Origin of the sequence: Streptomyces sp. NPDC101191, assembly GCF_044767915.1 — a bacterium.
Classification (GTDB): Bacteria; Actinomycetota; Actinomycetes; order Streptomycetales; family Streptomycetaceae; genus Streptomyces.
On the sequence record NZ_JBIWOU010000004.1, the window covers coordinates 482,631 to 502,190 of the forward strand.

The 19,560-nt window shown below is 72.7% G+C and carries 15 protein-coding genes; 11 read left to right on the forward strand and 4 right to left on the reverse strand.

Annotated elements, in window-relative coordinates; all coding sequences use genetic code 11:
• Positions 1-311: 311 nt before the first annotated feature.
• On the reverse strand, positions 312-2,732 hold the full coding sequence (lon, locus tag ACIRQF_RS18770; protein WP_376632355.1) for an endopeptidase La: 2,421 nt from the start codon (positions 2,730-2,732) through the stop codon (positions 312-314).
• Between the two features lie 130 nt (positions 2,733-2,862).
• Between lon and ACIRQF_RS18775 the strand changes: the two genes are divergently transcribed.
• Together ACIRQF_RS18775 and ACIRQF_RS18780 are read left to right on the forward strand one after the other, a co-directional pair.
• Entirely contained in the window at positions 2,863-3,498 is a 636-nt protein-coding gene (locus ACIRQF_RS18775) for a GNAT family N-acetyltransferase (protein ID WP_376632353.1), read from the forward strand.
• Between the two features lie 46 nt (positions 3,499-3,544).
• Positions 3,545-4,075, forward strand: coding sequence for a hypothetical protein (locus ACIRQF_RS18780; protein WP_404093412.1), 531 nt, complete (start codon positions 3,545-3,547; stop codon positions 4,073-4,075).
• A gap of 209 nt (positions 4,076-4,284) precedes the next feature.
• Here the strand turns inward: ACIRQF_RS18780 and ACIRQF_RS18785 are convergent, their stop codons facing one another.
• Entirely contained in the window at positions 4,285-4,935 is a 651-nt protein-coding gene (locus ACIRQF_RS18785; protein WP_382480491.1) for a TetR/AcrR family transcriptional regulator, read from the reverse strand.
• 162 nt (positions 4,936-5,097) lie between these two features.
• On the opposite strand from ACIRQF_RS18785, the gene ACIRQF_RS18790 reads away from it, so the two are divergent.
• The 7 genes from ACIRQF_RS18790 to ACIRQF_RS18820 all read left to right on the forward strand — a co-directional run bounded on the left by ACIRQF_RS18790 (position 5,098) and on the right by ACIRQF_RS18820 (position 15,183).
• Entirely contained in the window at positions 5,098-6,843 is a 1,746-nt protein-coding gene (locus tag ACIRQF_RS18790; protein ID WP_404093415.1) for a glycoside hydrolase family 3 protein, read from the forward strand.
• A 189-nt stretch (positions 6,844-7,032) separates the two neighbouring features.
• Entirely contained in the window at positions 7,033-8,100 is a 1,068-nt protein-coding gene (gene surE, locus ACIRQF_RS18795) for a 5'/3'-nucleotidase SurE (protein WP_404093418.1), read from the forward strand.
• Positions 8,101-8,205: 105 nt separating this feature from the next.
• Positions 8,206-8,877 carry a spermidine synthase gene (locus ACIRQF_RS18800; protein WP_404093420.1) on the forward strand — a complete coding sequence of 224 codons (672 nt, stop codon included), beginning with the start codon at positions 8,206-8,208 and terminating at the stop codon, positions 8,875-8,877.
• A 72-nt stretch (positions 8,878-8,949) separates the two neighbouring features.
• A complete protein-coding gene (locus ACIRQF_RS18805; RefSeq protein ID WP_376632342.1) occupies positions 8,950-9,684 on the forward strand; it encodes a response regulator transcription factor in 735 nt (244 codons plus the stop codon).
• Between the two features lie 44 nt (positions 9,685-9,728).
• Complete coding sequence (locus tag ACIRQF_RS18810; protein WP_376632612.1) at positions 9,729-10,823, forward strand: ATP-binding protein; 1,095 nt, start codon at positions 9,729-9,731, stop codon at positions 10,821-10,823.
• Between the two features lie 280 nt (positions 10,824-11,103).
• Positions 11,104-14,919 carry a multifunctional oxoglutarate decarboxylase/oxoglutarate dehydrogenase thiamine pyrophosphate-binding subunit/dihydrolipoyllysine-residue succinyltransferase subunit gene (locus ACIRQF_RS18815; RefSeq protein ID WP_382480502.1) on the forward strand — a complete coding sequence of 1,272 codons (3,816 nt, stop codon included), beginning with the start codon at positions 11,104-11,106 and terminating at the stop codon, positions 14,917-14,919.
• Positions 14,920-15,000: 81 nt separating this feature from the next.
• Positions 15,001-15,183: a DUF6104 family protein gene (locus ACIRQF_RS18820; protein ID WP_019075209.1), complete on the forward strand. Its 183-nt coding sequence runs from the start codon at positions 15,001-15,003 to the stop codon at positions 15,181-15,183.
• Positions 15,184-15,213: 30 nt separating this feature from the next.
• On the opposite strand, the gene ACIRQF_RS18825 is transcribed toward ACIRQF_RS18820, so the two are convergent.
• Positions 15,214-16,032: a hypothetical protein gene (locus ACIRQF_RS18825; protein ID WP_376632338.1), complete on the reverse strand. Its 819-nt coding sequence runs from the start codon at positions 16,030-16,032 to the stop codon at positions 15,214-15,216.
• 189 nt (positions 16,033-16,221) lie between these two features.
• Here ACIRQF_RS18825 and ACIRQF_RS18830 point away from each other — a divergent pair, with 189 nt between their 5' ends.
• The gene (locus tag ACIRQF_RS18830) at positions 16,222-17,097 is read left to right on the forward strand and encodes a DUF4097 domain-containing protein (protein WP_376632336.1); all 876 of its coding nucleotides are present in this window, start codon (positions 16,222-16,224) and stop codon (positions 17,095-17,097) included.
• A gap of 1 nt (position 17,098) precedes the next feature.
• Positions 17,099-18,022, forward strand: coding sequence for a helix-turn-helix transcriptional regulator (locus ACIRQF_RS18835; protein WP_404093425.1), 924 nt, complete (start codon positions 17,099-17,101; stop codon positions 18,020-18,022).
• Between the two features lie 120 nt (positions 18,023-18,142).
• Here the strand turns inward: ACIRQF_RS18835 and ACIRQF_RS18840 are convergent, their stop codons facing one another.
• A complete protein-coding gene (locus ACIRQF_RS18840; protein ID WP_404093428.1) occupies positions 18,143-19,516 on the reverse strand; it encodes a cellulase family glycosylhydrolase in 1,374 nt (457 codons plus the stop codon).
• Positions 19,517-19,560 lie beyond the last annotated feature (44 nt).

Sequence of the window (19,560 nt, forward strand, 5' to 3'; positions counted from 1 at the left end):
CGGGCGCCGCGGGGGGGGGGGGGGGGCGGGGCCCCCGGGCGGGGGCCCCGGCCGGCGGCCTCGCCGCCCCCCCCCGCCCCGGGGGGGGGCCCCCCCCCCGGGGGGGGGCCCCCCCACCGGGTACGTCAGGCCACCGGGTCGGGCCGCCAGGCGCGTCAGGCCGCCGGGTCAGGCCACCGGGTCAAGCCGCCAGGCCCGTCAGACCGCCGGGTCGGGCCGCCAGGCGCGGTCACGCCGCCGGGTCGGGCCGCCAGGCGCGGTCACGCCGCCGACGTGCGGCTGCCTCCCCCGGCAGCCCGCGCCCAGGCGCGTCAGGCCGCCGCGCTCACCGCCAGCTCCGCCGGGGTGAGGGCGATCTCCAGGACCTGCCGGACGTCCGTGACCGGGTGGACCTCCAGCTTCTCCAGGATCTCGGCGGGGACGTCGTCCAGGTCCGCCTCGTTCCTCTTGGGGATCACGACGGTCGTGATGCCCGCCCGGTGCGCGGCCAGCAGCTTCTGCTTCAGGCCGCCGATGGGCAGGACCCGTCCGGTCAGGGAGACCTCGCCGGTCATCGCGACGTCCGTGCGGACCTGCCGGCCCGACAGGAGCGAGGCGAGGGCCGTCGTCATCGTGATGCCCGCGCTCGGGCCGTCCTTCGGGACCGCGCCCGCCGGGAAGTGGATGTGCACGCCGCGGTCCTTGAGACCGGTGACGGGCAGCTCCAGCTCCGCGCCGTGCGAGCGGAGGAAGGAGAGCGCGATCTGCGCGGACTCCTTCATCACGTCACCCAGCTGACCGGTGAGGGTCAGCCCGGCGGCGCCGGTCTCGGGGTCGGCGAGCGAGGCCTCGACGAAGAGCACGTCGCCGCCGGCGCCCGTCACGGCGAGTCCGGTCGCCACTCCCGGCACCGCGGTGCGGCGCTCGGCCGGGTCCTGGGCCGACTCGGGCACGTGGTGCGGGCGCCCGATCAGTCCGCGCAGGTCGTCGGCGCCGACCGCGAACGGCAGCTCCCGTTCGCCCAGTTCGTGCTGCGCGGTGACCTTGCGCAGCAGCCGGGCGATGGACCGCTCCAGGTTCCGGACGCCGGCCTCCCGGGTGTACTCGCCGGCGAGCCTGCGCAGGGCCGACTCCTCCAGGACGACCTCGCCCTCCACCAGGCCGGCCCGCTCCAGCTGCCGGGGCAGCAGGTGGTCTCGGCCGATGACGACCTTCTCGTCCTCGGTGTAACCGTCGAGCCGGACCAGCTCCATGCGGTCGAGAAGGGCCTCGGGGATGGCCTCGAGGACGTTCGCCGTCGCGAGGAAGACCACGTCGCTCAGGTCGAGTTCGACCTCCAGGTAGTGGTCGCGGAAGGTGTGGTTCTGCGCCGGGTCGAGGACCTCCAGGAGCGCCGCCGCCGGGTCGCCCCGGAAGTCGGAGCCGACCTTGTCGATCTCGTCGAGCAGGACCACCGGGTTCATGGACCCGGCCTCCTTGATCGCGCGGACGATCCGGCCGGGCAGCGCGCCGACGTACGTGCGCCGGTGGCCGCGGATCTCGGCCTCGTCCCGTACGCCGCCCAGCGCGACCCGGACGAACGTGCGCCCCATCGCGTGGGCGACGGACTCGCCGAGGGAGGTCTTGCCGACGCCGGGCGGGCCCACGAGGGCCAGCACGGCGCCGCCGCGTCGGCCGCCGACGACGCCGAGGCCGCGGTCGGCCCGGCGCTTGCGCACCGCCAGGTACTCGGTGATCCGCTCCTTCACGTCCTCCAGACCGGCGTGCTCGGCGTCCAGGACCGCCTTGGCGGCCTGGATGTCGTAGGAGTCCTCGGTGCGCTCGTTCCAGGGGAGTTCGAGCACGGTGTCGAGCCAGGTGCGGATCCAGGAGCCCTCGGGCGACTGGTCGCTCGACCGCTCCAGCTTCTCGACCTCCTTGAGGGCCGCCTCGCGGACCTTCTCGGGCAGGTCGGCGGCCTCGACGCGGGCGCGGTAGTCGTCGGACTCGCCGGCCGTGTCGTCGCCGGACTTGCCGTTGAGCTCGCGCAGCTCCTTGCGCACGGCCTCCAGCTGACGCCTCAGCAGGAACTCGCGCTGCTGCTTGTCGACGCCCTCCTGGACGTCCTTGGCGATGGTCTCGGCGACGTCCTGCTCGGCCAGGTGCTCGCGCAGCTGCGCGGTGGCGAGCTTGAGGCGGGCGACCGGGTCGGCGGTCTCCAGGAGTTCGACCTTCTGCTCGACGGTGAGGAAGGGCGAGTAGCCGGAGTTGTCGGCGAGGGCTCCGACGCCCTCGATCTGCTGGACGCGGTCGACGACCTGCCAGGCGCCGCGCTTCTTCAGCCAGCTGGTGGCCAGCGCCTTGTACTCCTTGACCAGTTCGGCCACGGAGCCGGGCAGCGGGTCGGGCAGGGTCTCCTCGACGACGGTGCCCTCGACCCACAGGGCCCCGCCGGGCCCCGTCGTACCGGCACCGATGCGTACGCGGCCGCGGCCGCGGATGAGCGCGCCGGGGTCGCCGTCGGACAGTCGGCCGACCTGCTCGACGGTGCCGAGCGCACCGGTCCCGGCGTACGTGCCGTCCACCCGGGGCACGAGCAGCACGAGCGGCTTCCCGTTCCCGTTTCGCGCGGCGGCCTGTGCGGCCTCGACCGCGGCCCGCACGTCGTTGTCGGACAGGTCGAGCGGCACCACCATGCCGGGCAGCACGACCTCGTCGTCGAGCGGCAGCACAGGCAGTGTGAGCGGCGCGGACGCCATGGACTCAGAAGCCATGATCTCCCCTTCGGCAGTCAAGTTGAGCTATGCCGACTCAATGCATGTGAGCCGCTGATTGTTCCCCGACGGGTGTTCGCTCTGAGCGATCAGCCCCCCACGGGGCGCAAACGGGGGCTGTAATACCCCCATGGATATGTCGTCTATTACTTCGGCCTGGGTGGCCGGCTGGACCGTCTCCCGGGGCACCCCGCCCGCCGTGGTCGAGCCCTGGGGCTACCGGATCGACGTCGGTCTGCCGAAGCACCCCTTCCGGCACGTGCTGCCGCACCCGGACGCGGAGTCCGTGGGCCGGCTGTGCGCGCAGATCCGCGAGCCGCACGCCTGGCTCAAGGTGATGGCGACACCCGAGGAGGTCGCGCCCTGGATCACCGAGGGGTGGACCGTCCCGGACGACCCCGGGTTCATGATGACCAAGAAGCTCGACCCCGCCGCCCGGCCCGCCCCGCCCGAGGGCTACGCGCGGACCACCGAGACCCGGGACGGGGTGATCAGGGTCCGGATCCTCGCCCCCGACGGCGCGCTCGCGGCCCGCGGGCAGATCGCGCCCACCGGGCTCACGGCCGTCGCCGACCAGATCGAGACGGACCCCGCCCACCGCCGGCGCGGGCTCGGCGGCAACGTCATGCGGACCCTGGAGGCGGCGGCCGCCCAGGCGGGCGCGGAGACCGGCGTCCTGGCGGCGACCACCGACGGGATGGCGCTCTACGACTCCCTGGACTGGTACCACCGGGGCCCGCTCACCGGGATCGTGCGCACGGGCTGACGCGTTCGGGCTGCGCGAGGGCCGGGTGTGCGGGCATGCTCACCCCATGGAACACGTCAAGCGGTACGGGGTCGCGGCGGTGCTTGCCGCGGTCGTCGCCCTGGCCGGCTGCAGCCAGGCCCCCGCGGCGGACCCCGACGCCCCGGGGAGCAGCTCCCCGCCGGTGCCCAGCGGGCAGACGCCCGTCGCCACGGCCACGGTGACGGCCGGGCACCCGGACGAGCCGGCGCCCCAGGAGGTCCTGGTCGAGGTCGTCGTGAACGGCGGCCTCGCCGGAGTCCGGAACAAGCTGGTCGTGCAGTACGACGGTGCCTACACGCTGCGCAAGGGCACCCGGCCGCCCACCTCGGGCCGGCTGACCGCAGCCCAGGTCGCCGAGCTGCGCGCCGCCCTGGAGGACCCGGCCTACGCGAAGGTGCCTGCCCGTCCCACCGGAAGCCCGGTGGCCGACGGCTTCACGTACTACGTCACGTACGCCCAGCGGCTCGTGGTCGTCCAGGACGGCGAGGAGCGGCCGGCCGCCCTGGAGCGGGTGTTCAAGGCCCTGCCCGAGGGGCATCCGCCCACCTCACCCTGAGGCCCGCCGGCCCGCACGGCCGATCCGGCACACCCCGGCCCGCACGGCCGATCCGGCACACCCCGGCCCGCACGGCCGATCCGGCACGCCCCGGCCCGCACGGCCTGTACGGCACACCCCGGCCCGACCCGCCGGTCCGGCCGACCTCGCGCAGGGCACGTCCGGCCGACCTCGGCCCGACCCGCCGATCGGGCCCGATCGGCGGCCCCTCAGGCCCCGGCGGCGGAGGGCGCCTTGATCTCCTCGTACTGGCGGCGCAGGAAGTCCCCCACCCGCCCGGGCATGTCCATGGACTCCGGGTCGAGCGCCCACTGGATCTGCAGCCCGTCCATGACGGCGAGCTGCTCGCACCCGACGGCCCGGCAGTCGATGCCGGCGCGAAGCTCCCCGCGCGCGACGGCGGCCTCCAGGAGGTCGACGGTGTGCCGCAGCACGCGCGCGTAGCGCTCCTTGAAGTACTGGTGGGCGGGGTGGCCGAGGTTGCCGGACTCGCCGACGAGCACGTTGAACATGCGCACGATGCCGGGGCGCCGGGTGTTGTCCCCGATCAGGGCGACGAGGGTGTCCAGATACGCGGCGTAGGACTCCGGCTCCTCGCTGAAGAGCCGCTCCACGTCGTGTTGCTCGCTCTGCTCGAGCACCGAGAGCAGCAGGTCCTCCTTGCTGCGGAAGTGGTGCAGCAGACCGCCCTGGGTGATGCCGCAGTCGTGCGCGATCCGGGCCAGCGAGGAGGCGTGGAAACCCCACTGCCCGAAGTGCTCGACGGCCGTGTCGAGGATCTTCCGACGCCGTGCGTCGCCGACCGCGTACGTGCCCCGGCCTGCGCTTTTGCGGTTCGCGGGGACCTTCTTCTCGGGCATGCGCCCACCCTAGTCCCGCCCTGGACCACGCCCCCCGGCATGTGATCCAGGACACATCACACAAACCTAGTGGGCACTCGGTTTTCGCGCTTAGCCTGTGGCCCCGGCGGCGACCGCGGCACCCTCCCCAGGCGAGGGCGCCCTCTTCGAGCGAGGCAGACAGTGCACCCGTACCAGGACCCCACCCGCCCCGTCCCCGACCGCGTCGAGGACCTCCTCTCCCGCATGACCCTGGAGGAGAAGGCCGGCCAGCTCTTCCACTCCATGCTGACGATGAACCCGGACGGCACCCCGGTCACCGAGACGGACGGCTCGCTCCTGCCCTTCACCACCCCCGAGCTGGTCGTCGAGCGCGGGCTGACCCACTTCAACCTGCTCGGCAGCTACGGCGCCCGGGAGATGGCCGAGTGGCACAACGCGGTCCAGGAGATGGCCGCCGGCACCCGGCTGGGCATCCCGGTCTCGCTCTCCACCGACCCGCGGCACGCCTTCACCGACAACATCGGCGCCTCCTTCAACGCCGGCGCCTTCTCCGCCTGGCCCGAGGCGCTCGGCCTCGCCGCGATCCGGGACCCGGAGCTGGTCTTCCGCTTCGCGGACACCGTGCGCCGCGAGTACCTCTCGGTGGGCTTCCGTACCGCGCTGCACCCGCAGATCGACCTGACCACCGAGCCCCGCTGGGCCCGCCAGTCCGGCACCTTCGGCTCCGACGCGCGGCTCACGAGCGAACTCGTCGAGGCCTACGTCCGCGGCCTCCAGGGCCCGGAGCTCGGCCCGGACTCGGTCGCCGCGATGGTGAAGCACTTCCCCGGCGGCGGCCCGCAGAAGGACGGCGAGGACCCGCACTTCCCGCACGGCAAGGACCAGATCTATCCGGGCGGCATGCGCGACTACCACCTGGAACCCTTCAGAGCGGCCATCGCCGCGGGCTGCTCGCAGATGATGCCGTACTACGGCCGGCCGATCGGCACGGACTGGGAGGAGGTCGGCTTCGGCTTCAACCGGGGCGTCGTCCAGGGCCTGCTCCGTGACGAGCTGGGCTTCACCGGCATCGTCTGCACCGACTGGGGCCTGTTGACCGACTCGGTGATCTTCGGCGAGCCGCACGAGGCCCGCGCCTGGGGCGTCGAGCACCTGAGCCTGGCCGAGCGGACGGCGAAGGCGCTGGACGCGGGCGCCGACCAGTTCGGCGGCGAGCAGTGCCCCGAGGTGGTCGTCGAGCTGGTCCGCTCCGGCCGGATCACGGAGGCCCGGATCGACGGGTCCGTACGGCGGCTCCTGCGGGAGAAGTTCGTGCTCGGCCTGTTCGACGAGCGGCGCCGCGTGGACCCCGACGAGGCCGCGGAGACCGTCGGCCGCGCCGACTTCGCGGCCCTCGGCGCCGCCGCCCAGCGCCGCTCGCTGACGGTCCTCACCAAGGGTCCGCTGCCGTTCGCGGACCGCCCGAAGCTGTACGTGGAGAACGTCGACCCGGTGGTCGCGGCCGCGTACGGCGACGTGGTGACCGACCCGGCCGGGGCCGACCTGGCGATTCTGCGGCTGCGCACCCCGTACGAAGAGCGCGACAACATGTTCGAGTCGTTCTTCCACTCGGGCTCGCTCGCCTTCGAGGAGCCGGAACTCACCCGCGTCCTCACCCTCCTCCAGGCGGCGCCGACCCTGGTCTGCGTCAATCTGGAGCGCCCGGCGGTCGTCCCCGAGATCGCCGAGCACGCGGCGGCGCTGATCGCCGACTACGGGGCGAGCGACGAGGCCGTCCTCGACGTGGCCTTCGGCCGGGCGAGGCCGGAGGGCCGGCTGCCCTTCGAGCTGCCGCGCTCGATGGCGGCGGTGGCCGCCTCCCGGCCGGACGTCCCGAACGACACCGAGAACCCGCTCTTCCCGTACGGCCACGGCCTGGACCTGTGAGGCCGCGCCCCTGACCGCGACACCGGCGCGAGGCCGTGACGTCTCGCCGGTGCGGCCGGCTCACCACGGACCGCGGGGCTCCTGACGCCGCCCCGCACCGATCCGGGGCCCTCCCGTGGGGGGCAGGGCCCCGGATCACCCCTACCCGCAGCACCTCACGTGTCATGCCTATGAAAGGGGCGCACCGCCATGCGCAAGTACCTCGCCCTGTCCGCCGCAGCCGCCCTCGTCGCCGTCGGGGCCACCGCCTACGCCGCCACGCCCGCACCTCCCGGCGCCCCCGCCGCCAGGCCCCTCGCCGGCCTGCGGGTGCTGATCTCCAACGACGACTCCATGCAGGCCGCCAAGCCGGGCAACTCCGACGGCCTCGGCCTCTACGAGCTGCGCCGCGCGATGTGCGCCGCCGGTGCCGACGTGGTCGTCATGGCCCCCTGGCAGGTCCAGTCGGGCAAGGGGACCGCCGTCACCAACGGCGGCGTCGTCACCGCCCAGCGCCGCACCGAACTGCCCGCCGGCTACGAGGGGGACTGCTCCTCCGCCCCGTCGGGAGGCGCCGTCTACGGGGTCTGCCTGTCCGCGGGCCCGTGCGGCAAGGACACCCCGAGCGCCACTCCCGCCGACACCGTCAAGCTCGCACTGCGCGGCGGCCTCAGAGCGAAGGCGGGCTGGCGGGACGCCCCCGACCTGGTCCTCACCGGCATCAACTCGGGCCCGAACGTCGCGGCGAGCGTCAACGACTCCGGCACCGTCGGCGCCGCCGTGGCGGCGATCGACCAGGGCGTCCCGGCCCTCGCGTTCTCCTCCTCCGGAGACGCCACGAACACGTCCTTCCCCCGCGAGAACTACCGCGCGAACGCCGAGTTCGGAGCTCGCCTCGTCGCCGACCTGCGGCAGCGCGGGCTGCTCACCCCCGCCTTCGCGCTCAAGGTCGACTACCCGGACGTGAGCGCGGGGCAGCGGGCGAAGGCCCCGGTGTGGACCCGGGTCGGCGACGGAGCCGTCGCCTACCACGCGTTCGCGCAGCGCGGCACGAGCGACTCCTTCGACATCACGCTCGGCCTGTGCCCGTTCGACGGCAGCGGCGAGGGCGAGTGCGCCGAGGGCCGGGCGGACGCCGACTCGACCTGGCTCCTGGACAAGGGGCACGTGACGATCGCCCCGATCACCTGGGACCGCACCTACGGCACCCCGGTGGACGCCCGCCGCGCGCTCCACCGCGTCGAGCTGTACGTGCGGAACGACGCCCCGCGCCCGTAACCGGCACCCCGCCGCCCGGGCGGGCGTTAAACGTTTGTCCCGGCCGTCCCGCCTTGACGAGGATGGCCGGGACAGCGTGTACCCGACGAGCCGCGGAGTGTGGACATGTCAAGCCCCGTCACCCTCGACCGCCGCGAGGGTCCGTACGGAGAAGTCGTCCTGCGACAGCGCGACACGCACTTCGAGATCATTGCCAACGGCACCTTCCTGATGGACACCTCGGACGGGCGCTCGGAACGTCTCCTGATCGACGCCGCACTGGGCGCGCTGCCGACGGGCGACCGCTCCCGCCCCTCCGTGCTCATCGGCGGTCTGGGCGTGGGCTTCTCGCTCGCGCACGCCGCCGCCGACCCCCGCTGGGGCACGATCGCCGTCGCCGAGCGTGAGGACGCGATCATCGAGTGGCACCGCGCGGGTCCGCTCGCGGCGATCTCGGGCGCCGCGCTCGCCGACCCGCGCACCGTGATCCTGCACACGGACCTCCTCGCGTACCTCCGCACCACCTCGGACACCTACGACGCGCTCTGTCTGGACATCGACAACGGGCCCGACTGGACGGTCACCGAGGACAACGAATCCCTTTATTCCACCGAGGGTTTGGGCCTCTGCGCGGCCCGGCTCAACCCGGGCGGAATCCTCGCCGTGTGGTCCGCGCAGCCGTCCGCCGATTTCGAAGAGTCGTTGCGGAATGCCGGATTCAACGGGGTACGGACCGAAGAGATCCCGGTTGCCCGGGGCGTCCCCGATGTGGTCCACCTCGCCGTCCGGCCCTCCTGATCGACTGCGTAGCCTTGACCGCGCCGCTGCCTCTAGGCTGCTGCACCGACATCGGCGACGCGAGGCGGGGCAATGGAGCAGACACACACCACGAACCAGGGTGCGGCGACTCCGGGGGCCCAGCGCAGAGTCCTCGTCGTCGAGGACGACGCGACGATCGTGGACGCCATCTCCGCCCGGTTGCGCGCCGAGGGCTTCCTCGTGCAGACCGCGACCGACGGCCCGGCCGCCGTGGACGCCGCCGAGGCCTGGCAGCCGGACCTCATGGTGCTCGACATCATGCTCCCCGGCTTCGACGGCCTGGAGGTCTGCCGCCGGGTGCAGGCCCAGCGGCCCGTCCCGGTCCTCATGCTCACCGCACGGGACGACGAGACGGACATGCTGGTCGGCCTCGGCGTGGGCGCCGACGACTACATGACGAAGCCGTTCTCGATGCGCGAGCTGGCCGCCCGGGTGCACGTGCTGCTGCGCCGGGTGGAGCGGGCGGCGCTGGCGGCGGTGACCCCGCGCAGCGGCATCCTGCGGCTCGGTGAACTGGAGATCGACCACGCGCAGCGCCGGGTCCGGGTCAGGGCCGAGGACGTGCACCTGACGCCGACCGAGTTCGACCTGCTCGTCTGCCTGGCGAACACCCCGCGCGCGGTGCTCTCGCGCGAGCAGCTGCTCGCCGAGGTGTGGGACTGGGCGGACGCCTCCGGCACCCGGACCGTGGACAGCCACATCAAGGCGCTGCGCCGGAAGATCGGGGCCGAGCGGATCCGCACGGTCCACGGTGTCGGATACGCGCTGGAGACCCCGGCGCCGTGAGCCGGCGAGGGCCGGGAGAGCGGCCGGCGCGGCCCGCGCGCCCCGTGCGGCCCGGCCGCCCCGGGCATCCGGGGCGCCGCCGCCGCATAGCGATCTCGATCAAGACGAAGCTGGGCACCCTGGTCGTCGGGGCGGTCCTGCTGACCTCGGGTCTCGCCCTGGTGGCGATCCGGACCTCGACCGAGTTCCGGTACATCACGATCTTCGCGATGATCGCGACCCTCCTGATCACCCAGTTCGTGGCGCAGTCCCTGACGGCCCCGCTGGACGAGATGAACACGGTGGCGGGCTCGATCTCGCGCGGCGACTTCAGCCGCCGGGTGCGCGGCGCGGACCGCAGGGACGAGCTGGGCGACCTGGCCTCCACGATCAACCGCATGGCCGACGACCTGGAGGCGGTGGACCGGCACCGCAAGGAGCTCGTGGCCAACGTCTCGCACGAGCTGCGCACCCCGATCGCCGCCCTGCGCGCGGTCCTGGAGAACGTCGTCGACGGGGTCTCCGAGGCCGATCCGGAGACGATGCGCACGGCCCTGAAGCAGACCGAGCGGCTCGGCCGGCTGGTGGAGACGCTGCTGGACCTGTCACGGCTCGACAACGGTGTCGTCACGCTGCGGCGACGCCGCTTCGAGGTGTGGCCGTACCTGTCGGGAATTCTGCGGGAAGCGAACCTGGCGGCCTCCCAGCGCGGACTGTCCTCCACCTCCGGTCTCCACAACCGCACCGACGTCCACCTGCACCTGGACGTCTCGCCGCCCGAGCTGACCGCGGACGCCGACGCGGAGCGGCTGCACCAGGTGATGGCGAACCTCATCGACAACGCGGTGAAGCACTCGCCGCCGCACGGGCGCGTGACGGTGCGGGCCCGGCGCGGGCCGGCCCCGGACTCGCTGGAGGTCGAGGTCGAGGACGAGGGCCCGGGCATTCCGGAGTCGGAGCGGCACAAGGTCTTCGAGCGCTTCAACCGGGGCACGGTCCCGGCGCAGCAGGGCCCGGGCAGCGACGGCGGGACCGGTCTGGGACTGGCGATCGCGCGCTGGGCGGTGGATCTGCACGGCGGCCGCATCGGAGTGGCCGAATCGTCACGCGGCTGCCGCATCAGACTCACTCTTCCGGGCAGCTTTCCTCCACGCGATTGACGTAGGGTTCGAACCGGAAGCTCTCGTTCTGCGTGTTCCTGTACGACAGACGCACGGGACGTGGTCAGGGGTACGGCCAAATCCGGCCGTAGCCGCGGTTCCCCGTACCCTCACAGGTGCGGAACCACGCTTGTTTCCCGCCATTCACAGCCCTGAAACGCCGCGTCAAGTGTGACTTGCGCGACGTTGGACTGCCCCGCCTGCACCTCCCGGCCAGGGAGGCGTAGCCTTTATTTCCGCTGTCCATCACCTTGTGAAGCGGAAGAGGGCGGTTGCCGCCGTGTCGTCTCAGTCCCCCAGTACCCCGAGCTCCCCGACCGACCAAGACGGGCAGGGAAAGTCCCCTGCAACCGCCTTCGGTGCCAATGAGTGGCTCGTCGACGAGATCTACCAGCAGTACCTCCAGGACCCGAATTCGGTCGATCGTGCCTGGTGGGACTTCTTCGCCGACTACAAGCCCGGAGCCGGGGAGACCCCCACGGCCCCGGCCGCCACCACCCCGAGCACGCAGAGCACCCCCGCCGCGACGCAGACGGGCCCCGCACAGGCCGCGCCTGCCGCTCCGGCCGCCGTGCCGGCTCCGGCCGCTCCGGCCCCCGCGCAGCCCGCCGCCGCGGCCCCCACGGCCCCGGCGCCCGCCGCGAAGCCCGCCGCCGCCGCTCCGGCCGCCGTGAAGGCCGCTCCGGCCGCGGCCGCCCCGGCTCCGGCCAAGGCCGCGGAGGCCCCCGCGGGTCCCGAGCTGATCACCCTGCGCGGCCCCGCCGCCGCGGTCGCGAAGAACATGAACGCCTCGCTGGAGATGCCGACGGCCACGTCCGTCCGCGCCGTCCCGGTGAAGCTGCTCTTCGACAACCGGATCGTCATCAACAACCACCTGAAGCGCGCCCGGGGCGGGAAGATCTCCTTCACGCACCTGATCGGCTACGCGATGGTGCAGGCGATCAAGGCCATGCCGACGATGAACCACTCCTTCGCGGAGAAGGACGGCAAGCCGACCCTGGTCAAGCCGGAGCACGTGAACTTCGGCCTCGCGATCGACCTGGTGAAGCCCAACGGCGACCGCCAGCTCGTCGTCGCCGGCATCAAGAAGGCCGAGACCCTGAACTTCTTCGAGTTCTGGCAGGCCTACGAGGACATCGTCAAGCGCGCCCGCGTCGGCAAGCTGACGATGGAGGACTTCACCGGCGTCACGGTCTCCCTGACCAACCCCGGCGGCCTCGGCACCGTCCACTCCGTGCCGCGTCTGATGCCCGGACAGTCGGTCATCATGGGCGTCGGCTCCATGGACTACCCGGCCGAGTTCCAGGGCACCTCCCAGGACACCCTGAACAAGCTGGGCATCTCCAAGGTCATGACCCTGACCTCGACCTACGACCACCGGGTCATCCAGGGCGCGGCCTCCGGCGAGTTCCTGCGGATCGTCGCCAACCTCCTCCTCGGCGAGGACGGCTTCTACGACGACGTCTTCAAGTCGCTGCGCATCCCCTACGAGCCGGTCCGCTGGCTCAAGGACATCGACGCGTCGCACGACGACGACGTCACCAAGGCCGCGCGCGTCTTCGAGCTGATCCACTCCTACCGGGTCCGCGGCCACGTCATGGCCGACACCGACCCGCTGGAGTACAAGCAGCGCAAGCACCCCGACCTGGACATCACCGAGCACGGCCTCACCCTGTGGGACCTGGAGCGCGAGTTCGCGGTCGGCGGCTTCGCCGGCAAGTCGATGATGAAGCTCCGCGACATCCTCGGCGTGCTCCGCGACTCGTACTGCCGCACCACCGGCATCGAGTTCATGCACATCCAGGACCCGAAGCAGCGCAAGTGGATCCAGGACCGCGTGGAGCGTCCCCACGCGCGCGTGGAGCGCGAGGAGCAGCTGCGCATCCTGCGCCGGCTGAACGCGGCGGAGGCCTTCGAGACCTTCCTGCAGACCAAGTACGTCGGTCAGAAGCGCTTCTCGCTGGAGGGCGGCGAGTCCGTCATCCCGCTGCTCGACGCGGTCATCGACTCCGCTGCGGAGTCCCGCCTCGACGAGGTCGTCATCGGCATGGCCCACCGCGGCCGCCTGAACGTCCTCGCGAACATCGTCGGCAAGTCGTACGCGCAGATCTTCCGCGAGTTCGAGGGCAACCTCGACCCGAAGTCGATGCACGGCTCCGGCGACGTGAAGTACCACCTGGGCGCCGAGGGCACCTTCACCGGTCTCGACGGCGAGCAGATCAAGGTCTCCCTGGTCGCCAACCCCTCGCACCTGGAGGCGGTCGACCCGGTCCTGGAGGGTGTCGCCCGCGCCAAGCAGGACGTCATCAACAAGGGCGGCACGGACTTCACGGTCCTGCCGGTCGCCCTGCACGGTGACGCGGCCTTCGCCGGCCAGGGCGTCGTGGCCGAGACGCTCAACATGTCGCAGCTGCGCGGCTACCGCACCGGCGGCACGGTCCACGTCGTCATCAACAACCAGGTCGGCTTCACCGCCGCCCCGGAGTCCTCGCGTTCGTCGATGTACGCGACGGACGTGGCGCGGATGATCGAGGCCCCGATCTTCCACGTGAACGGCGACGACCCGGAGGCCTGCGTCCGCGTGGCGCGGCTCGCCTTCGAGTTCCGCCAGACGTTCAACAAGGACGTCGTGATCGACCTCATCTGCTACCGCCGCCGCGGTCACAACGAGGGCGACAACCCGCAGTTCACCAACCCGCAGATGTACACGCTGATCGACAAGAAGCGTTCGGTGCGCAAGCTGTACACCGAGTCGCTCATCGGTCGCGGCGACATCACGCTGGAAGAGGCGGAGCAGGCGCTCCAGGACTTCCAGGGTCAGCTGGAGAAGGTCTTCGCGGAGGTCCGCGAGGCCACCGCCGCCCCGGCCCCGACCCAGGTCCCGGACCCGAAGCCGGAGTTCCCCGTCGCCGTCACCACCGCGGTCTCCCAGGAGGTCGTGAAGCGGATCGCCGAGTCGCAGGTCAACGTCCCGGAGCGGATCACGGTCCACCCGCGTCTGCTGCCGCAGATGCAGCGCCGTGCGGCCTCGATCGACGACGGCACCATCGACTGGGGCTTCGGCGAGACCCTCGCCATCGGCTCCCTGCTGATGGAGGGCACCCCGGTCCGCCTCTCGGGCCAGGACACCCGCCGCGGCACCTTCGGTCAGCGTCACGCGGTCCTGGTGGACCAGGAGACCGGCGAGGACTACACCCCGCTGCTCTACCTGGCCGAGGACCAGGCCCACTACAACGTCTACGACTCGCTGCTCAGCGAGTACGCGGCGATGGGCTTCGAGTACGGCTACTCGCTGGCCCGCCCCGACGCCCTGGTCGTCTGGGAGGCCCAGTTCGGCGACTTCGTCAACGGCGCGCAGACCGTCGTCGACGAGTTCATCTCCTCGGCCGAGCAGAAGTGGGGCCAGACCTCCGGCGTCACGCTGCTCCTGCCGCACGGCTACGAGGGCCAGGGCCCGGACCACTCGTCCGCCCGCCCGGAGCGCTTCCTGCAGATGTGCGCCCAGGACAACATGACGGTCGCGATGCCGACGCTGCCGTCGAACTACTTCCACCTGCTGCGCTGGCAGGTCCACAACCCGCACCACAAGCCGCTCATCGTCTTCACCCCGAAGTCGATGCTGCGTCTGAAGGCCGCGGCGTCGAAGGTGGAGGAGTTCACCACCGGCGGCTTCCGCCCGGTGATCGGCGACTCGACGGTCAACGCGGCCGACGTCCGCAAGGTCGTCTTCTGCGCGGGCAAGGTCTACTACGACCTGGAGGCCGAGCGTCAGAAGCGCGGCGACACGGAGACCGCGATCATCCGCGTGGAGCGCCTGTACCCGCTGCCGGGTGCCGAGCTGCAGGCCGAGATCGCCAAGTACCCGAACGCGGCGAAGTACCTGTGGGCCCAGGAGGAGCCGGCGAACCAGGGTGCCTGGCCGTTCATCGCGCTCAACCTGATCGACCACCTGGACCTGGCGGTCGGCGCGGACATCCCGGCGGGCGAGCGCCTGCGCCGGATCTCCCGCCCGCACTCGTCGTCCCCGGCGGTCGGCTCTGCCAAGCGCCACCAGGCGGAGCAGGCTCAGCTGGTCGCGGAGGTCTTCGACGCGTAGTGCGTCCCGGACACGTCCGGAGGCCCGGCACCCCTCGGGGTGCCGGGCCTCCGGCGTTTCACCACGGCCTATTCTGATCGCATGTACTTCACCGACCGTGGCATCGAGGAACTGGAGAAGCGGCGCGGCGAGGAGGAGGTCACCTTCGAGTGGCTCGCCGAGCAGCTGCGCACGTTCGTCGACCTCAACCCCGACTTCGAGGTGCCGGTCGAGCGCCTCGCGACCTGGCTCGCCCGCCTCGACGACGAGGACGACGACGAGTAGGGCACGAGCCCTCCGCAGGCCGGCGGCGCCCTAAGGGACGTCGCGCAGGCGGTCGTACGCGAGTCCCAGCCCGCCGTGGGCGACGAGGAGCACGCCGGCCGCCGTCCAGCCGCCGCTGCGGCGGCCGATCCCCCAGGCGAGCAGCGGCAGTCCGGCCGCGAGCTGGGCGGCGCCCAGGAGGCGGGCCCGGGGGCCACGGAGGTACGGACCGAGCGGGCCGCCCTCCACCACGTCGAGTTCGGCGCGTACCGTCTCGCGCCAGCCGGCGGCTTCGAGGAGTTCGGCGCCCTGGGCGTGGGCGACGGAGCGGAGCCGGTCGGGGCTGTCGCCGGGGGCGAGTCCCGTCGGCAGGGCGAGTCCGGTGCGGGCGAGGACGGCCGTGAGGCCGACCAGCCTGCTGTGGGCGTCGGCGTCCGGGTCGGGCCGGGTGAGCGGCTCCAGCGCCTGGACGTCGAGGACCGGGTCGAGGTGGAGTCGCGCGGCGAAGGTGCGCATGGCCTCGTCCTCGCCGACCGGGGTGCCGGCGGCGAGCCAGGTGTAGCCGACCGTGCGGCGGAATCCGGCGGCGAGGGTGAATCCCGCGCGGTCCGCGTCCCACCAGAGGGCGAGCACCGGCCAGGTGGCGGCGGACACGGCGAGGGCGGTGGCCCAGCCGGTGACGACCCGTTCGACGGGCTCGCCGTCCTCGAGCCAGGGCTTCCCCTCCGGTACGAGAACGCTCCAGCCGGGTCCCGCGGGGGCGAGGAGCAGCTGTTCCCGCAGCAGGCGGGCCGGCGGGCGGACCGCCGGCGGCTCGGCCCGGCAGAGGAGCAGCGCCCCGGCGAAGCGGGATCCCGATGTCGCGTTCATGGCCCTAAGTTAGGCCAATTTGTCTGGGTATGGCGATGAATGGCCGACTCGAGGACGACCCCGTCGGGGGTTTATCAGGGTTGACTTGGGGCGACCGCGATATATCGTGTATTGCGAAGACGCGATATGTTGCGTCACCGGTGCTCGCCGCGAGCGGCGGCGCCGGCCATGACACGGGAGGGCAGCACCATGACAGAGTGGTCCGTCACCGAGCCCCGGAAGATCCCGCTGACCGAGTCCGTGACCCGGCTCAAGGTCCGCGTGGTCAACGGAACGGTGAACGTGGTGGGGACCGACGAGAGTTCCGCCCGCCTGGAGATCTCCGAGATCGAGGGCCCGCCGCTCGTCGTCTCGCAGGAGGGCTCCACCCTGACGGTGAGCTACGAGGACCTGCACTGGAAGGGCTTCCTCAAGTGGCTCGACCCCAAGGGCCACCGGCGCAAGGTCGTCGTCTCCGTCGCCGTCCCCGCCGGTGCGGACGTCGAGGTCGGGGCGGTGGCCGCCGAGACCGTGATCTCCGGCATCAAGGGGCGCACCGCCGTCCGCGGCGTCACCGGCGACACCACCCTGGTCGGTCTGGCCGGCCCGGTCCGCGCCGAGACCGTCTCCGGGAACCTGGCGGCCCAGTCCGTCACGGGCGCGCTCCAGGTCAACTCGGTGACCGGCGACGTCACGGTGATCGACGGGGCCTGCTCCTCCGTGAAGGCCGACACCGTCAGCGGCGACATGGTCATCGACCTCGACCCGGCGGCGGACCTCGACGGCCCGCCCGCCGACGTCCGGCTCACCAGCGTCTCCGGCGAGATCGCCATCCGGCTGCCGCACCCGTCGGACGCCAGGGTCGAGGCGAGCACCACGAGCGGCTCCGTCTCCAACGCCTTCGAGGACCTCCGGGTCGGCGGCCAGTGGGGCGCCAAGTCGATCACCGGCACCCTCGGAGCCGGGCGGGGCACCCTGAGGGCGACCACGGTCTCCGGCTCCATCGCCCTGCTGCGCCGCCCCGAGCCGGAGCCCGACGGCGACGGCTGGACCGCCACCTCCCCCGCGTCCGGAAAGGTCCTCTGACATGCCGCCCGTCTTCGCCCACGGCCGTCTCCGCCTCTATCTGCTCAAGCTGCTCGACGAGGCTCCCCGCCACGGCTACGAGGTGATCCGGCTCCTGGAGGAGCGTTTCCAGGGCCTCTACGCCCCCTCGGCCGGCACGGTGTATCCGCGGCTCGCCAAGCTGGAGGCCGAGGGCCTGGTCACGCACGCCACCGAGGGCGGCCGCAAGGTCTACTCGATCACCGAGGCAGGCCGGGCCGAGCTCGCCGGGCGGGGCGGCGAGCTGGCCGACCTGGAGCTGGAGATCCGCGAGTCCGTCTCCGAGCTGGCCGCGGAGATCCGTGACGACGTGCGCGGCGCGGCGGGCAAGCTCCGCAGCGAGATGCGCGCGGCGGCGACCGCCTCGCGCAGCACGTCCTCGGCCTTCCCCGACCCCAAGGAGGAGCTGCGCAGGGCCCGCCAGGAGTGGAAGGAGCAGGCCCGCCGGGCGCGCGAGGAGTGGAAGGAGCAGACCCGCCAGGCCCGCGCGGAAGCCCAGTCGGCCAAGCGCCAGGCGAAGGAGTTCCAGCGGATCGCCCAGCAGGTCCAGGACCAGGTGCAGGACCGGATGGCCCGCGGCGAATGGCCCAAGGGCGTCTGGGAGGGCATCTCCGACATCACCGCCCAGCTGGGCAGTCTGGTGACGGGCTCGGCCCACGGCTCGCCCTCGGCCCGCCCGGCCTCCCCCGAGCAGGCCGTCTCCGACTGGGCCGAGGACATCGACGCCGCGGCCGACCCGGCCCGCGAGCTCGACCGGCTCCTCGACCGCTTCCGCGACGACATCCGGGACGCGGCCCGCGACCACGGTGTCAGCCGCGACCAGATGACCGAGGCCCGTCGGCACCTGGGCGTGGCGGCGGACAGCCTCCTGTCGCTGCTGAAGCCGGAGCGGAGTGCCGACCGATAGGACCCACGGCCCGACCGGGCGGCCGCCCGGTCAGGCGCGAAGGGCCCGCCGGCCGCCCCGCCGGCCGCCCCGCCGGCGCCCCGGCCCCGTCCCCTCGCCCCTCTCTCCCCCGGGGCCGCCTCAGCCGCGCCGGGTGACCGTCACCGTCACCCGCGCGCCCGGGGCGGCCAGGACCAGGGCCCTGCCCGGGTCGGGGCGGAGCACGATCGCCCTCCCCCGGGTCGCGACCTGCCAGGCGCCCGGGGGCAGGGAGAGCTCGGTGGCACGGGAGCCGCGCCGGTCCGCGGCGTCGTAGTCGAGGCGGTAGACGCCGGCCACGGAGTCGTAGGCGCTGGTGCGGACCGTGCCGGCGACGGCCTCGGCGTAGGGCTCGGCGGTCAGCTCCTTGTTGATGCGGAAGGCGCCGGCGCCGTCCACGGCGCAGTAGCCGCCTCCGTAGCACCACTCCCAGCCCGCCCAGCCGGAGCTGTAGCGGCCGAGAGAGGCCATGGCCTCCCGGAAGAAGCGGTTCATGTTCGGCAGCGAGTTGTTGAGCGGGCCCCACTCGCCCACGACCACGGGGACCTTGTACTCCTTGGGGTACGCGGTCACGGCCTGCTCGTAGTTCTCGATCCAGCCGGCCGCGGGGTCGTAGTCGGCGCCCGCCTCCATGCCGGAGTTGTAGAAGTGCGGGGCGTAGACGATCTTGGGGTCGTCGATCCGGCCGAGGCCGGTGGGGACCCCCTCGCCGACGATCGGGGTCGGTTCGACGAAGAGCCAGCCGTCCCGGTCGGCCGATCGGACCGCGTCCGCGAGCCGGTTGTACATCGGCGTCAGCTGCTCGCGCTCGATCCGGCGCGCGGCGGTCGCCAGGTCCTCGCCGTCGCGCAGCTCGCCCATGGGCTCGTTGATCAGGTCGTAGCCGAGGACGGCGGGGTGGTCCCGGAAGCGCTCGGCGAGCACGCGCCACATCCGGGCCTGGGCCCGCCGCAGGTCCGGGTCCTCGTAGAGGTGGGTGAAGGCCCGCTGCACGGCCGGTTCGAAGTACTCGGAGAACCAGTCGTCGGGGTGCGGGGTGAAGGGAAGTCCGTCGGTGCGCGTCGCCCAGGCCGGGATGCCCCGGTGCCCGAACGCGGGCCCGAAGACGTCCTGGTGGGCGTCGAGGACGACCCGCACGTCGTACGTCTCGGCCCAGCCCAGGATCCGCTCGATCTTCCGCAGGTAGGACTGGCTGTACCGGCCCCGCTGCGGCTCCAGGTCGTCCCAGAAGACCACCAGGCGCGCGAAGCCGAAGCCCTTGGCCCGCAGGTCACGGAAGTGCTTCTCGGTGATGCCGCTGAGCGCCTGGTCGCCGCTGTGGGCCTTGTCGGCGAGGTTCCAGCCGCGCAGGGTGAGGGCGCGGCCGCGGGAGTCGGTGAGGGCGGGTATCGCGTCCCCGCCGGTGTCCGCGTGAGCGGCGGTCGGGGCGAGCAGCGAGGCGAGGACGGCGCCCGCCGCAAGGGTGGTTCGCAACAAGGGGACCTCCGGCACGACGATGGTGAGCGATGTTCACGTTTCGT